Raw genomic sequence first — 14,000 nt, forward strand, 5'->3', positions numbered from 1 at the left:
CCGAAGGCCCACAACAGCAACTCGGACGGTTCACCGCGTACGAGATCCACGTGACGGGCGGAACGCTTACCGCCGCGCACGGCACCGAAGCCATTGGCCAACAACACCACCGAGTTGGACTCCTTGCGCAGCATGGCAGGACCCATGAGCTTGAGGATGTTCCAGAGATCCTTCTGCTCGTCGTGGAGCAATTGACGCGCGTGCCACTGCGGCTGGGCGCGGCGGACGTCCTCGTGGTGGACAAAGAACTCGCCGGTGTTCATGCGCTTGTCCACGGGTGACCAGCGGCCGGGCGAGTGCAGTGGCGGGCGCTCCACCAGATCCACCAGTTCTTCCCAGGGCATGTCGTTGTACTTGTTCTCGACGGTCTTGAAGTGGGAACCCAGCACCGGAAGCTTGGGGGCGAAGATGCCCACGGCGGCATCGGGGCGGCCATCACGAATGACCAGGTGGACCGCCAGATCGCGCGCGTTCCAACCCTCGCACAGGGTGGGTGCCTCGGGACCTACGCGGCGCAGCAGAGCGGCCAAGTGGCGGCGTTCGACATTGGCAAAGTTAGTCATGAAGTATCCGTTCTAGCGGTGCGTACGGTCAGCTTCCACGGTAGACGCGCGGGGTGCTGATTTCTAGCGACTGTCCGTCGGTGCTTCCTGGGTAGTCTGCTGCCCGAGTGCCTGTTGCGGATGGTCGGCCGGCGCTTTCGCAGCGTTGAACTGCGAATCGTAAAGATCAGAGTAATGACCGCCCATGGCAATCAGGTCATCGTGAGACCCCTGTTCAACGATCTCGCCGGAATCCATGACCAGAATGGTGTCCGCATCGCGGATCGTGGACAACCGGTGGGCAATCACGAACGAGGTTCGCTGGGCTCGCAGCGCGGCCATTGCGTGCTGCACCAACAGTTCCGTGCGGGTGTCCACGGACGACGTCGCTTCGTCCAGGATCAGCAACGACGGCTGCGCCAGAAATGCGCGGGCAATGGTGATCAACTGCTTCTCGCCCACGGAGATGCTCCCGCCCTCGTCATCGATCAATGTGTCGTACCCGTCGGGAAGGGCGCGCACGAAGCGATCGACGTACGTGGCCTTGGCGGCCTCGATGACCTCCTGGTCGGTTGCTTCCTGGCGGCCGTAACGAATGTTCTCCCTGATGGTGCCCGAGAACAACCATGCGTCCTGAAGCACCATGCCGACCTGAGAACGCAGCTCCTCACGGGACAGATCCCGGATGTCGATTCCGTCCAGGGTGATACGTCCCCGGTCGATCTCGTAGAAACGCAGGATCAAGTTGACCAGCGTGGTCTTCCCGGCACCCGTGTGACCCACGATCGCCACGGTGTGACCCGGGCGTGCCTCGAAGGAGAGGCCCTGGATGAGTGGCTGAGCGCCCTGAGCGAGTGCTTGCTTGTCGTAGGAGAAGCTCACGTTCTCGAACCGCACGTGACCATTGGTCCGCGCAGGAAGCTCGCGGGTGGCGGTTTCCGGATCCTGCTCCCGCGCGTCGAGTAGTTCGAAGGTGCGTTCGGCGGAGGCCACACCGGACTGCAACTGGGTGGCCATCCCGGCCACTTGCGACAGAGGTTGGGTGAACTCTCGCGAGTACTGGATGAACGCCGTGGCGTCACCCAGGGTCATTTGCCCGGTCGCTACGCGGAGACCACCGAGCACGGCGATCCCCACGTAGGAAAGGTAGGAGACGAACTGCATGATCGGCATGATGGTTCCGGACATGAACTGCGCTCCGAACGAGGCCTTGAACAGTTTGTCGTTGCGCTCGTCGAAGGTGGCGTCCATGTCGTGTTGTCGGCCGTACGCATGGACCAGTTCATGACCGGAGAAGGACTCTTCCACGTGGCCGTTGAGATGACCCGTGGCTTCCCATTGCTGGGCATAAAGCTTTTGCGCGCGGGTGCCGATGAAGGCGGCGGCCACCGCGGACAGGGGCAGGGCAATCATGGCCACCAAGGCCAACTGCCAGGAGACGACGAACATCATCACGGCGATCCCGATCACCGTGAGCACACTCTGGACCAGTTGGGAAAACGCTTGCTGCAGGGCGGTCTGAATATTGTCCACGTCGTTGGTTACGCGGGACATCACGTCCCCGCGCTGGCGGGAATCGAAGTAGCTCAGGGGCAGGGCATTGATCTTTCGCTCCACCTCGCCGCGCAGGTTGTACACCACGCGCATCACCACGATGTTCAGGACGTAGCCCTGCAACCACATGAGCAGGGACGCAATCGCGTACATGCCCAGTACCGTGAGAATCAACGTGCCCAGCAGGGTGAAGTCCACACCCTGGCCCGGTACCAAGTTCATGGCCGACAGCATCTCCGCCAGGTTGTCCTGCCCTTGCGCTCGCAGACCGTCAACGATTTGTGGCTTGTCGGCACCTTCGGGAAGCTGCCGACCGATCACGCCGGCAAAAATCACGTCCATGGCGCGGCCCAGCACGCGTGGTGCGTACACGCTTAGCACCACTGAGATGATCACGGCCGAAAAGACCACGGTCAATGCCAGTTTGTGAGGGAAAAGCAGCTTGACCAGGCGGGTTGCGGAGGGCCAGAACTCGCGCGGTTTCTTGGCGGGTTCCTGCATGTCGCTCATCGCGAACCTCCCAAGCTCTGTTCCGCGCTGAGCTGTGACTCGACAATTTCGCGATAGGTCTCGCTGGAATCCAGCAGTTCTCGATGTGTGCCGCGGGCGGTGATCCGACCGTGTTCGAGGACCAGAATTTGATCAGCGCCGGTGATCGTGGAGACGCGCTGGGCGACCGTGATCACGGTGGAATTGCGGGTCACCGCTCGCAGTGCCTCGCGAAGTTTCATGTCCGTGGTGACATCCAGTGCGGAGAACGAGTCGTCAAATACGTACACCCTCGGATCGGTGACGATGGCTCGGGCGATACACAGGCGTTGCCGCTGTCCACCGGAGACATTGGTGCCTCCCTGCGAAATGGGCGAGGCCAATCCCTGGGGCTTCTCGCGCACGAATTGGTCCGCCTGCGCCACGGTGAGGGCGTCCCACAATTCCTCGTCCGTTGCGTCCTGGCGACCGAACCGCAGGTTGGAGGCAATGGTGCCCGAGAAGAGGAACGGTTTCTGAGGCACGAGCCCCACGCTCGAGGCCAACTCCTGGGGCGGATACTCGGTCAGGGCGACGCCGTCCAGGGTGACCTTGCCGGCTGCCGGGTCGAACAATCGCGGGATCAGGTTGATGAGCGAGGACTTGCCCGATCCGGTGGCGCCGATGATGGCCAGGGTCTGTCCGGGGACGGCCGAGAAGCTGATCCGGTCCAGCACCGGTGCCTCCGCACCGGGGTACTGGAAGGTGACGTCGCGAAATTCCAATCGACCGTGGCGATCCGAGGGGTCCACGGGGTGAGTCGGGGCCTGCATGGTGGGCGCGGTGTCGAGCACCTCGGTGATGCGCTCGGCGCAGACCACCGCGCGGGGCACCATCATCATCATGAAGGTCCCCATCATGACCGCCATGAGGATCTGCAACAGGTACTGCAGGAACGCGGTGAGGGAGCCCACTTCGATCAGACCCTGATCCACGCGGTGGCCGCCGAACCATAAGACGGCGGCGGTGGCGATGTGCATGATCATGTTGATGATGGGGAACATGAGCACGAACAGTGAACCGATCTGCACGGAAATGTCCGCGAGCTGCCGGTTGGCGCGAGCAAAGCGTTCGGTCTCGTGGCGTTCCTTGACGAAGGCGCGAATCACACGGATGCCGGTGATCTGCTCGCGCAGCACACCGTTGATGCCGTCGATGCGGTCCTGCATGATGCGGAACCACGGCATCAGTTTGGCCACGATGGCACCCAGAAGGACCCCCATGACGGGGATGGACACCCACACGAGCCATGAGAGCCCCGGGTCTTCCCGCAGCGCCATGACAATGCCGCCCACGCACATGATGGGAGCCATGACCATGAAGTTGAGGCCCATAAGCGTGAGCATCTGGATCTGTTGCACGTCATTGGTGTTGCGGGTGATGAGCGTGGGCGCACCGAATTTGCCCACTTCTCGAGCGCTGAAGGATCCCACGTGACGGTAAACCGAGCGGCGGACGTCCCGGCCCAGACCCATGGCGGCCCGGGAACCGCAGTAAACGGCGATCACGGCCGCGATGACCTGGACGAATGCGACACCGAGCATCACGGCACCGGTGCGCCAAATGAAATCGGTGTCACCGCGGGCCACACCCTGATCAATGATTCGGGCGTTGAGGCTCGGTAGATACAGAGTGGCGATGGTGGCCGTCAACTGGAAAATCAGTACGGCAATGATCCAGGGCCGGTAGGCGCGGGAATAGGTGCGCAATAAACGCAGCAGCATGTGGGGTCCTGACTGTGTTCCTAGCGAGCGACGCTCGGCTATGTCACACAGGATACGCCTGGGCTCGGACCCGAAGACCGGATAAAGTTTCGGTTAACCGAAACTTTGCAGTCGAGTCCAAGGAGCCGCAATGCTCAACCGCAGAACGCGGGTCCGAGCCCGGTCGACCGGCAGCCCTCTCGTGACCGCGCTGGGCCCGGCTTTCGTGGCGGCCATCGCCTACGTGGATCCGGGGAATGTGGCCGCCAACGTGAGTGCGGGCGCAAGTTTCGGGTACCTGTTGGTCTGGGTGCTGGTGATCGCCAACGTGATGGCCATGGTGATCCAGTACCTCTCGGCCAAGCTGGGCATCGTCACGGGGAAGTCCCTCCCGGAGGTCGTGGGGGAGTCGCTGCCCCGCAAGGCGCGCCTGGCCTACTGGGTCCAGGCCGAACTGATGGCGGTGGCCACGGACGTCGCGGAAGTGATCGGTGGAGCGCTTGCCCTGTGGCTGCTGTTCGGGGTTCCTCTGCCGCTGGGTGGTGTGCTTGTCGCCGTGATCTCGATGACCGTGTTATCCGTTCAGAATCGCCGCGGGCAGCGGGTTTTCGAAACGGTCATCGTGTCCATGCTGGGCGTCATCACGGCGGGGTTCCTCGCGGGATTGGTGGTGGCACCGCCCGAAGCGGGCGGAGTTCTGGGCGGCATGGTACCGCGGTTGGAGGGCTCGCAGTCCCTGGTGTTGGCGGCGAGCATGTTGGGGGCCACGGTCATGCCCCACGCGATCTACCTGCACTCGGCATTGTCCCGTGACCGACACGGGGGAGCTCACGGTGCGCAGCACACGCGGTACCTGTTGCGTGCCACCCGGGTGGATGTCGTGATCGCCTTGGTTGTCGCCGGCTCGGTCAACATGGGCATGTTGCTGTTGGCGGCGCGCAACCTCTACGGGGTGGACGGCACCGACACGATCGAGGGTGCCCATGCGGCCATCGCGGAGGCTCTCGGGCCCGCCGTTGGCGTAGTTTTCGCGGTGGGTTTGTTGGCCTCCGGGCTGGCGTCCACGGCGGTGGGTTCCTACGCCGGCGACGTGGTGACGGCCGGTTTGCTACATCGGCACATCCCGTTGTTCGCTCGCAGGATCTTCACCATGATTCCGGCGGTGATCCTGCTCGCGGTGGGTGTCGAGCCCACGGCAGCGCTCGTGGGTAGCCAGGTGGTTCTGAGCTTCGGGATCGCGTTCGCATTGGTCCCGCTCGTCTGGTTCACCGGACGACGCCGCCTGCTCGGGCACTTCACGAACGGCCCGTTGCTCTCGGGGTTCGGGTGGGCCAGTGCCGGGATCGTGGTGGTGCTCAACATCGTCTTATTGGGACTCATGGCAATTGGTGCCGCCTAGGGGCTAGCAAAACCACATAAACACACATAAGCTCACATCACATAGCGGGGAACCACTGTCGCAGCCCCAACCGTGAGGTGAAAATGTTCGCTGAGGAACGTCAAGAAGAGATCGCCCGTCACGTGGCCCAGTCCCGTCGTGTCAACGGCGCGGAGCTGGCCAAGCGATTCTCGGTGACCATGGAAACCGTGCGGCGCGATCTTGCGGTGCTCGAGAAAACCGGGAAGTTGCGCCGCGTGCACGGGGGCGCCGTGTCCGCGGATCAATCCACCAGTGGGGAGCAGGGGATCGATTCGCGCCAACGCATCAACGCCGCGGAGAAGCGGCGGATCGCGGCGGCCACCCTCGACGTCTTGGACGATTCGGGTGCGGGCGCGGTGGTGCTGGACGCCGGATCCACCGTGGAGATGGTGGCTGATCTTCTGCTGAACCGTGACAATGGTTTGTCGGGCGGCCAGGAACGCCTGATCATCACCCACGCCCTCCACATCGCGGCCAAGCTCGCTGACACGGACGGCATCGGCCTGGAGCTGGTGGGCGGGCGGATTCGCAAATTGACGTGGGCAGCCACCGGTGCGCGAGCCAGTCAGCATTACGAGCAACTGCGCCCGGACATTGCCGTGGTGGGTTGCAACGGTATCCATGCCCAATTCGGACTTTCCACCCCGGACCCCATTGAAGCCGTGGTGAAAACGGCCATCGTGCGGGGCGCTCGACGGGTCGTGGCCGTCTGTGACCACAGCAAACAGGACAGGGAAACCCTCATGAAGTTCTGTTCCCTGCCCGAAATAGACACCTTTATCACCGATCGGGCTCCGGGAGTCGAACTCTCCCGCGCGCTCGAAGAAGCCAATGTGGAGGTGATTGTCGCGTGATCATCACCGTGACACTCAACCCGTCAATCGACCGCGCCGTTGAATTGGACGCCCCGTTGCGGCGCGGCCAGGTGCAACGCGCCGTGCGAACCCGTCAGGATCCCGGAGGCAAGGGGGTGAACATCTCCCGAGCGCTGGAGCTCAGCGGGGAACCGACCCTGGCCGTGGTTCCCGGTGACAGCAACGACCCGCTGTTGACCGGGCTGGACCAGGCAGGCGTCCGCTATGAGGCGGTCTCCATCGGAGCGCCGTTGCGTTCCAACATCACCGTGACCGAACCGGACGGCACCACGACCAAGATCAACGAACCCGGCCCCGAGCTGGATTCCGGCACCGTGGACCGCATCATCGACCAGTTGATCTCCCGCGGCGCCGGAGCTCAGTGGCTGGTACTGGCCGGATCGATCCCGCCCGGACCCGCTCCCAACATCTACGCGCACATCATCAACCGCGTGCGTGCGGGTCTGGGCAGTGCAGCACCACGAATTGCCGTGGACACGTCCGGGCGTCCCATGGCCGAAGCGGTGTCCGAGACCGCTGACACCCAGCCGGACATCATCAAGCCCAACGGCGAGGAACTGGCCGAACTGCTGGGCCGCACGGACGGTGACGTTCTCGAAGCGGACCCGGCCGCGGCGGCGTCGGCAGCGCACGCCCTGATCGAACGCGGGGTGCGCGCCGTGTTGTGCACCCTGGGAAGCAACGGGGCTGTCCTGGTGACACGGGACGGCGCCTGGCACGCGGTACACCAACCCGTGGCCGTGAAATCCACGGTGGGTGCGGGCGACAGCGCGCTGACCGGTTACCTCATCGCCCATGTGCGGGGGGAATCACCGCAGAACTGCCTCCGGCAGGCAGTGGCACACGGGTCCGCCGCGGCAGCTCTGCCCGGTACGGAAATGCCATCACTTGACCACACCACACCGCAAGCCGTGACCGTGACGGCTCTGCAACTGACCTAGGGCCGGGTCGGCCCGCCCACGCACACCGCGTACACCACAAGGAGCACCTATGTCGGATCTCATCAACCCCAGGTTGGTCTTGCTGGACCAGGACCTGGGTAACACCACGGAAGACGTGATTCGCGAACTCGCGAACACGGTTCACACGGAAGGCCGGGCCGAGAACGCGGACGCGCTGGCTGCCGATGCCCTGGCCCGCGAAGCCAAGAACGCCACCGGTATCCCCGGCGGCATCGGCATTCCGCACTGCCGTTCCGAGGCCGTCACGCAGGCCACCCTGGTCATGGCGCGGCTGCACCCGCCCGTCGATTTCGGCGCCAAGGACGGGCCCGCGGACATCCTGTTCTTCATTGCAGCGCCCGCCGGCGCTGATCAGGCCCACCTCAAACTGCTGTCCAAGTTGGCGCGCTCGCTCATGAAGAAGCCGTTCGTGGCCTCCCTGCGCGAAGCCGAGTCACCCGAGCGCGTGGTCGAGCTCGTGGACGACGCCCTGGGCCTGGGCGCACCTGCCGACGCCGCTCCCACCGATGAGAAGGCAACCGACAGTGTTGGCGCAGCGGCGGGTTCCACCGCTGCCGCTGCGGCGGTGGCCGGCCCCAACACCGTGGCGCAGGACAACGCCTCTCAGGACGCCGCCTTGCAGGGCGCAGGCGAGGGTGGCCCCCGCAGACTCGTGGCGGTCACCGCCTGCCCCACGGGTATTGCTCACACCTACATGGCGGCGGATTCGCTCAAGAACACCGCGGACGAAATGGGTGTGGACCTGCAGGTCGAGACCCAGGGTTCGGGGGGCGCCACTCGGCTGGACCCGTCTGTGATCCGCAATGCGGAAGCCGTCATTTTCGCGACCGACGTGGACGTGCGCGAGCGCTCCCGGTTCGCGGGACTGCCGTACATCGCCTCGGCGGTCAAACGTGGTATCGACGAGCCCCGTGAAATGATTGACGAGGCATTGGCCGCCGCGGACAATCCCGACGCCAAGCGCGTCAGCGGTGATCAGTCGAACGCAAGTCAGACATCGGACGCCACCGAAGGGTGGGGCACCCGCATCCGCAAGGCCGTGATGACCGGTGTCAGCTACATGATCCCGTTCGTGGCCGCGGGCGGTCTGCTCATGGCCCTCTCGTTCATCATTGGTGACCCCATTGCGGTGGCTCAACAAGCGGACACGATTCTCACGACCTCGTCGCTGGGTAACCTGGGCGACGTCTCGCTGGGGATGTACATCGCGGCGGTGCTGTTCAAGATCGGCAACCTGTCCATGAGTTTGCTGGTACCGGCACTCGCGGCGTACATCGCCTACGGGCTGGCCGACCGCCCCGGTATCGCCCCGGGCTTCACCGTGGGACTGGTGGCGAACTTCATGGGTGCCGGTTTCATCGGCGGCATCGTGGGTGGTTTGCTGGCGGGCCTGTGCGCCTACTGGCTCACGTTGCCCAGGTTGCCGCGCTGGCTGGGCTCGCTCATGCCCGTGGTGATCATCCCGCTGTTGGCCACGTTGTTCGCCGGTGGCCTCATGTTCTTCCTCATCGGTGGGCCCATCGCCCTGTTCATGGAGTGGCTGACGTCCCTGCTGACCGGCATGACGGGCGCCTCCGCCATTGCCCTGGGCGCCGTGCTCGGCCTGATGATGTGCTCCGACCTGGGCGGACCCATCAACAAGGTGGCCTATTCGTTCGCCGCAGCAGGCCTGGGAGCCGCAACCGTTGCCAATACCGCTCCGCAGGAAATCATGGCTACCGTGATGGCGGCGGGCATGGTGCCCCCGTTGGGTCTGGCGTTGGCTTCCACGGTGCTCGGTCGCAAGTACTTCACGGAACAGGAACGCGAGAACGGCAAGGCATCGTGGCTGTTGGGAGCGTCCTTCATCTCAGAGGGCGCCATTCCCTTCGCCGCGGCGGATCCGTTGCGTGTACTGCCCGCGTCCATGCTGGGCGGGGTGGTCACCGGCGCGATGACCATGGCCCTCGGGGTGACCTCCGCTGCACCGCACGGTGGCATCTGGGTCTTCCTGGTCATCGGTAACTTCCTCGGCTTCATTGCCGCCATCCTGGTGGGCACCGTGGTCACCGCTGTTACCGTGATCGCGTTCAAGCACATCGGTAATGCGCGCAAGCGCGTTGCCGAGGCCACCGTTTCCGAACCAGCTCCTGTCAACGCATAAAGGTGTGAACGACATGGATTACTCACCGTCCGAAACCGACAGCACGCAGCTGCGCTACACGGGTGTGGGCGTCAGCCCCGGTCGCGTGATCGCGCCGCTGATCCCCATGGCTCCGCCGGTCGCGGCTCCCCCGGAGGGGGAGGCGCTCACGGGGGACCCCGAGAGCGCCGTCGAGCGTCTGAGCCAGGCCGCCACATCGGTGAAAACCGAGTTGAAGGAACGCGCCGAGCGCGCCCGTTCCGAGGCCGCGGCGGAGGTCCTCAAGGCCACCGCACTCATGGCGGGGGACAAAGCCCTCATCAAGAACGCCGCCAAGTTGGTGCGCAACCAGTCCCTGAGCCCGGAACGCGCCCTGTGGGACGCCGCATCCGGGTATGCGGACCAGATGCGTGCCATGGGCGGTTACATGGCCGAGCGCGCCGCGGACATCGAGGATGTGCGCGCCCGCATCGTGGCCGAACTGCGCGGGATGCCCGCCCCGGGGGTGCCGCAACGTACCGAACCGTTCGTGCTGGCTGCCGAGGACCTCGCCCCGGCAGACACCGCTGTGCTCGACCCGCGGACGGTGGTCGCACTGGTCACGTCATCGGGCGGGCCGCAGTCACACACCGCGATCCTGGCTCGTAACCTGGGCCTGCCCGCCGTGGTGGCGGCCACGGGTGTGACCGACATCGAGTCCGGTACCGCCGTGTTCGTGGACGGGGCGGCCGGATCGATCGTGTCCCATCCGGGAACCGAGCAGGAGCAAGCGGTCGCCGCGTGGCACAGGGTCTCGGAGCAATTGGCGAGCTTCGACGGCCACGGCGCGCTCGCCGATGGCACCGAGGTTCCGCTGCTCGCCAACGTGGGAACCGCCGACGACGCTCGTGCGGCAGCGGCCGCCGGAGCCCAGGGCGTGGGTTTGTTGCGCACCGAGTTCTGCTTCCTGGGCCGGGACACCGAACCCACCGTGGAGGAGCAGACCGAGTCCTACGTGGAAATCTTCCAAGCCTTCGGTTCGGCCAAGATCGTGGTGCGTACCCTGGACGCCGGCGCGGACAAGCCCCTGCCGTTCCTCACGGACACCACCGAACCCAACCCCGCGTTGGGGGTGCGCGGCTACCGCACGGACTGGACCACCCCGGGTGTTCTGGAACGGCAGCTGCGGGCCATTGCGGCCGCCGCGCAACAGACCGAGGCGAACGTGTGGGTCATGGCGCCCATGATTTCCACGGCGGGGGAGTCGGCGCATTTCGCCGAGCTCGTCCACGCGGCGGGTTTGGCGGTCTCCGGCGTAATGGTCGAAACCCCGGCCGCCGCGATCACGGCCGAACAGATCCTGGACCGGGTGGACTTCGTGTCCCTGGGTACCAACGACCTCACCCAGTACACGATGGCCGCGGACCGCATGCTCGGTTCGTTGGCGGAGCTCAACTCGCCGTGGCAGCCGGCCGTGCTGCGCATGATCGAGCGCACCGCGGCGGGCGCGCGGGCGGCGTCGTCGGAATCGGGTGTCCACAAGAACGTGGGCGTCTGCGGTGAAGCCGCCGCGGACCCGGCGCTGGCCGTGGTGCTGGTGGGTCTGGGCGTGGACACCCTGTCCATGAGCCCGCGCTCGCTGGCGGCCGTGGCCGCGGTGCTGGCCCGTGTGGATCTCGAGCGTGCTCGCAGTGTGGCGCACACCGCGCTGCACGCAACGAGCGCCCACGAAGCACGCGAGGCGGTTCGCGCCCAGTTGCCCGTCCTGGAAGAACTGGGACTCTGAGCGAAACATGAGGTGTGCGCGGAGACATCCGCGGATAAACCGAACACAATGGGAAACAAGTCTTGCCCGGGGTCTGCCCGGACGAGCGCCAACAATGAGGAGTTGCAATGGCAGAACGCACGGCAACCGTGGCCTCACGAGTGGGGCTGCACGCACGGCCGGCAGCGATCTTCGCGGAGGCCGCCGGTGAGTACGAGAACCTGGAAATCACCATCCGCTCCGAGGGAGAGGACACCGAGGACGGCATGGACGCCGCTTCGGTACTGTCCTTGATGTCCCTGGGGGCGTCCCACGGGGACAAAGTAATTCTCGCTGCGGACGGCGACGGCGCCGACGAGGCCCTCGACCACCTGGTCTCCATCATCGAGACCGACCACGATGCGGAATAATAATTCTGTTCACTAAGCCACTCAAGAAGTAACATATCGGGCACTGCGGATCGCAGTGCCCGATATGTCGTACAGGCGGTCACATCGCCCGCGATGCCCGATTCGGGAGTACGGTGATGCCATGGTGCGAATTCTCATTTTGGCTACCCTCATCGCGGCGGTGATCGTCACTGTGACGGCCGCGGTGTTCGGCCCCTGGGGATGGTGGATCCCCGCCGTGCTGTTCATCCTGCTGCTGATCGTGGGCATCCGTGACGCCTCCCAACGCCGGCACGCGATCCTACGGAACTTCCCGCTCCTGGGGCGCGCGCGGTACTTCCTGGAAGAGATCCGTCCCGAGATCCAGCAGTACTTCATTGAGCGCAACTGGGACGGCAAACCGTTCAACCGCGATCAGCGCTCATTGATCTACTCGCGCGCCAAAGGCTTCAAGGGCGACAAGGCCTTTGGCACGGAACTCAACGTCAATCAGCCCGGTTACGAATACTTCGTCCAGTCCATTGCGCCCAAGGCCGCTCCCGAAGTGGAGCACCGCGTGCGCTTGGGTGGTCCGGACTGCACGCAGCCCTACGACGCCTCGCTGCTCAACATCTCCGCCATGAGCTTCGGATCGCTGTCCAAGAACGCCGTTCTCGCCATGAACAAGGGTGCTGCGCAGGGAGGGTTTGCACATGAAACCGGTGAAGGCGGACTCACCCAGTACCACCTGCAGTACGGTGCCGACCTCATCTGGGAATTCGGCTCGGGGTACTTTGGCACCCGCACCGCGGACGGGCGCTTCGACCCGGAGAAGTTCCGGGAGAAGTCCAACCTGGAACAGGTCAAGGCCATTACGATCAAGCTGTCCCAGGGCGCCAAGCCCGGCCTGGGCGGTGTGCTGCCCGGTACCAAGGTCACGGCGGAGATTGCCGAAGCCCGCGGGGTGCCCGTGGGAGAAACCTGTATTTCCCCGGCAAGCCACTCCGCCTTCACCACACCCCGCGAACTGGTTCGCTTCATAGCGCAGTTGCGTGAACTGTCCAACGGCAAGCCCATCGGCTTCAAGCTGTGCATCGGCTCACGCGTGGAGATCCTGGCGATCTGTAAGGCCATGATCGAAGAGAAGACCACCCCGGACTTCATCATTGTGGACGGCTCCGAGGGCGGCACCGGCGCCGCCCCCCTCGAGTACCAGGACCACGTGGGTACCCCGCTGACCGAGGGCGTGATCCTACTGCACAACGCCCTGGTCGGCTCCGGTCTGCGCGACCGCATCAAGATCGGTGCCGCGGGCAAGGTGATTTCCGGTCACGACATTGTGCGTCACATCATTCAGGGCGCGGATTTCTGCATGAGCGCTCGCGCCATGATGATGGCCGTCGGCTGCATTCAGGCGCAGAAATGTCACACGAACAAGTGCCCCGTGGGCGTGGCGACTCAGGATCCGCGGTTGTACCAGGCCCTGGACGTTGCTTCCAAGGGTGACCGGGTGGAGCGTTACCACCGCCTGACCGTTGAGGAGACCGGGCAGATCATCGCCACCATGGGCTGTGACCGTCCGGAGCAAATGACCCGCGAGATGCTACGCCGTCGGATCACCGCGACGGAGAGCATCTCGTACGAATCGCTGTACCGCTGGCTCGGCCGCGGCGAATTGTTCGAGGGTGTTGAGGGCGGCTGGGGCGAGGACTGGGAGTACGCCAACCCGGATCGCTTCACCTCCGGGCACCCGGGTAAGTACGTGTACAACGACCGCACCGAATTCACGGGCCGGGGCGAAGCCACGGAGGGCCGCGAAATGGCCATGGCCGGCGCCAACCGGGGCTCCGTCTCGGCCACTGCGCGGGACCGAACTGCCCAACCCACGCGCACGACCGCTCAGGGCACGGGGCAGAGCAATGCGGGCACGACCAACCGCCCCGAGGGACAGCCCGGCACGGCACCCGGCGCTCAGCACACGGTGCGGGACCCCGGCACACGCGACGACCACGTGGATCCTGGGGACGAGGATAGTGTCAGCCCGGACGTAGACTAGAGTCCTGTCAGCCACTCGGAGGCGGCGTCGCTGACTGCGGCGTCGCCTCCGGTGCTGCGTCATCAGTCACAGAACCAGGATTGAGAGAGCCTTGCGAGAATTCACGGCACGCTTTGCCACCGATGA

Annotated in this window: 10 protein-coding genes; 7 read left to right on the top strand and 3 right to left on the bottom strand. The window is 64.9% G+C overall.

Features of this window, described 5'->3' with window-relative positions; all coding sequences use genetic code 11:
• The 3 genes from Q4E95_RS05315 to Q4E95_RS05325 all read right to left on the bottom strand — a co-directional run.
• Positions 1 to 563: TIGR03085 family metal-binding protein (locus tag Q4E95_RS05315; protein WP_303382324.1), on the bottom strand; the 563-nt coding region annotated here is incomplete at its 3' end.
• 63 nt (positions 564 to 626) lie between these two features.
• Positions 627 to 2,606, bottom strand: a complete 1,980-nt coding sequence (locus Q4E95_RS05320; RefSeq protein ID WP_303382325.1) for an ABC transporter ATP-binding protein — start codon at positions 2,604 to 2,606, stop codon at positions 627 to 629.
• Complete coding sequence (locus Q4E95_RS05325; protein ID WP_303382326.1) at positions 2,603 to 4,348, bottom strand: ABC transporter ATP-binding protein; 1,746 nt, start codon at positions 4,346 to 4,348, stop codon at positions 2,603 to 2,605. The genes Q4E95_RS05320 and Q4E95_RS05325 overlap by 4 nt, the downstream gene beginning before the upstream one ends.
• Positions 4,349 to 4,478: 130 nt before the next feature.
• Between Q4E95_RS05325 and Q4E95_RS05330 the strand changes: the two genes are divergently transcribed.
• The 7 genes from Q4E95_RS05330 to Q4E95_RS05360 all read left to right on the top strand — a co-directional run bounded on the left by Q4E95_RS05330 (position 4,479) and on the right by Q4E95_RS05360 (position 13,874).
• Complete coding sequence (locus Q4E95_RS05330; protein ID WP_303382327.1) at positions 4,479 to 5,726, top strand: Nramp family divalent metal transporter; 1,248 nt, start codon at positions 4,479 to 4,481, stop codon at positions 5,724 to 5,726.
• Positions 5,727 to 5,809: 83 nt separating this feature from the next.
• Entirely contained in the window at positions 5,810 to 6,601 is a 792-nt protein-coding gene (locus tag Q4E95_RS05335; protein ID WP_303382328.1) for a DeoR/GlpR family DNA-binding transcription regulator, read from the top strand.
• Positions 6,598 to 7,563, top strand: coding sequence for a 1-phosphofructokinase family hexose kinase (locus Q4E95_RS05340; protein ID WP_303382329.1), 966 nt, complete (start codon positions 6,598 to 6,600; stop codon positions 7,561 to 7,563). Before Q4E95_RS05335 ends, Q4E95_RS05340 begins: the two co-directional genes overlap by 4 nt.
• Before the next feature lie 49 nt (positions 7,564 to 7,612).
• Positions 7,613 to 9,727, top strand: coding sequence for a fructose-specific PTS transporter subunit EIIC (locus Q4E95_RS05345; protein ID WP_303382330.1), 2,115 nt, complete (start codon positions 7,613 to 7,615; stop codon positions 9,725 to 9,727).
• 13 nt (positions 9,728 to 9,740) lie between these two features.
• Positions 9,741 to 11,471 (top strand): phosphoenolpyruvate--protein phosphotransferase, encoded by a 1,731-nt coding sequence (gene ptsP, locus Q4E95_RS05350; protein ID WP_303382331.1) that lies wholly within the window; start codon positions 9,741 to 9,743, stop codon positions 11,469 to 11,471.
• Positions 11,472 to 11,578: 107 nt separating this feature from the next.
• On the top strand, positions 11,579 to 11,860 hold the full coding sequence (locus tag Q4E95_RS05355) for an HPr family phosphocarrier protein (protein ID WP_303382332.1): 282 nt from the start codon (positions 11,579 to 11,581) through the stop codon (positions 11,858 to 11,860).
• A 121-nt stretch (positions 11,861 to 11,981) separates the two neighbouring features.
• Entirely contained in the window at positions 11,982 to 13,874 is a 1,893-nt protein-coding gene (locus tag Q4E95_RS05360) for an FMN-binding glutamate synthase family protein (RefSeq protein ID WP_303382333.1), read from the top strand.
• Positions 13,875 to 14,000 lie beyond the last annotated feature (126 nt).

The sequence above is a fragment of the Kocuria sp. genome (genome assembly GCF_030536815.1).
GTDB lineage: Bacteria > Actinomycetota > Actinomycetes > Actinomycetales > Micrococcaceae > Kocuria > Kocuria gwangalliensis.